Below are 1,192 nucleotides of genomic sequence, written 5' to 3' on the forward strand. Positions count from 1 at the left end.
TTGAGGGCGAAGTAGGTGCCGTAGTAGTCGAATCCGTCGCGGCCGGCGTCGAACTCGACGAGGACGTCGACGTCGCTGCTGTCGAGGTCAAACGCATCGCTGGTCGCGGAGCCGAAGAGGTCGAGGCGGCGGATGCCGAGCCGACGGCAGAGTCCCTGGATCTCCGCCCGCCTAGCCTCGATCAACGGATGCATGCCCACCTCCTCCGGGGACATTGTGCCCGACCCTACGCCGCACCGAGTGGACCCACGGCCTCGACCGGAAGCGGGGTCTGCCCGATTCGTACGGTATCGCGCCAGGCGACGAGAGCGATGGTTGAGGTCTGTGGGTCAGCCGGGAGCGTGTACCCTTCCGGTGATCGCGGTTCAGGTCCTCAAACAGGCCGACGTTGCCGCGTCAGTCGGGAAGGGTATGCCCGTGCTGACGGTAGTCGCAGCCGGTTGCGGAAGACGGTGACTCGGCGGCACCCTCGCCGATCGAAGATCGTGTGCGAGAGCGCGCGACGGATGCTGGCCGACGCGCTGGAGGCCGAGGCCGACGCGTACCTGGCGGAGTTGGCCGGCGAGCGCGATGCATCGGAGGGAGCATCAGATGGGGCAGCCGTACCGGCCTATCGAGCCATACGCGCACGGCTTCCTCGATGTAGGCGAGGACAACCAGATCTATTGGGAAACCAGCGGCAACCCAGACGGCAAGCCGGCGTTGTGGGTGCACGGAGGTCCCGGCAGCGGCGGGCGCCGCGGCAGCCGCAGGATGTTTGATCCGGACGTCTACCGGATCATCCTGTTCGACCAGCGTGGCTGCGGCCAGAGCCGACCGCACGCCAGCGACGCGACCGTCAGCCTGGAACACAACACCACCCGGCACCTGATCGCCGACATGGAGAGGCTCCGCGAACATCTCGGCATCGACCGGTGGCTCTTTTACGGCAGCTCATGGGGCTCGACGCTGATACTCGCCTACGCCGAGCGCTACCCTGAACGGGTCTCCGAGATCATCATCGTCGGAGTCACCATGACCCGGCCCGAAGAAATCGACTGGCTCTACCGCGGCGTCGGGCGCCTGCTGCCAGCCGCCTGGGAAGCGTTCCGCGACGCCCGGAACTTGTCAAGATTTTTAGGACAAGATTCTTTGTGAACTAGCCTGTGTTCCGTCCCTGTCGTGATCTCGGTCGAGGGATGACTTCTGATCG

At 65.4% G+C, this 1,192-nt stretch carries 1 protein-coding gene and 1 pseudogene; one reads left to right on the forward strand and one right to left on the reverse strand.

All coding sequences use genetic code 11. The features are described 5' to 3' along the window. Positions 1-194, reverse strand: a 194-nt coding sequence (locus tag KBI5_RS24875) for a nucleotidyltransferase domain-containing protein (RefSeq protein WP_241883196.1), incomplete at its 3' end; no start/stop codon positions are given. A gap of 397 nt (positions 195-591) precedes the next feature. Between KBI5_RS24875 and KBI5_RS24880 the strand changes: the two are divergent. Continuing rightward, positions 592-1,098, forward strand: a pseudogene (locus KBI5_RS24880) (alpha/beta fold hydrolase); the annotation flags it as partial. Positions 1,099-1,192 lie beyond the last annotated feature (94 nt).

It is taken from the genome of Frankia sp. KB5 (assembly GCF_002099325.1).
Taxonomy (GTDB): domain Bacteria; phylum Actinomycetota; class Actinomycetes; order Frankiales; family Frankiaceae; genus Frankia; species Frankia casuarinae.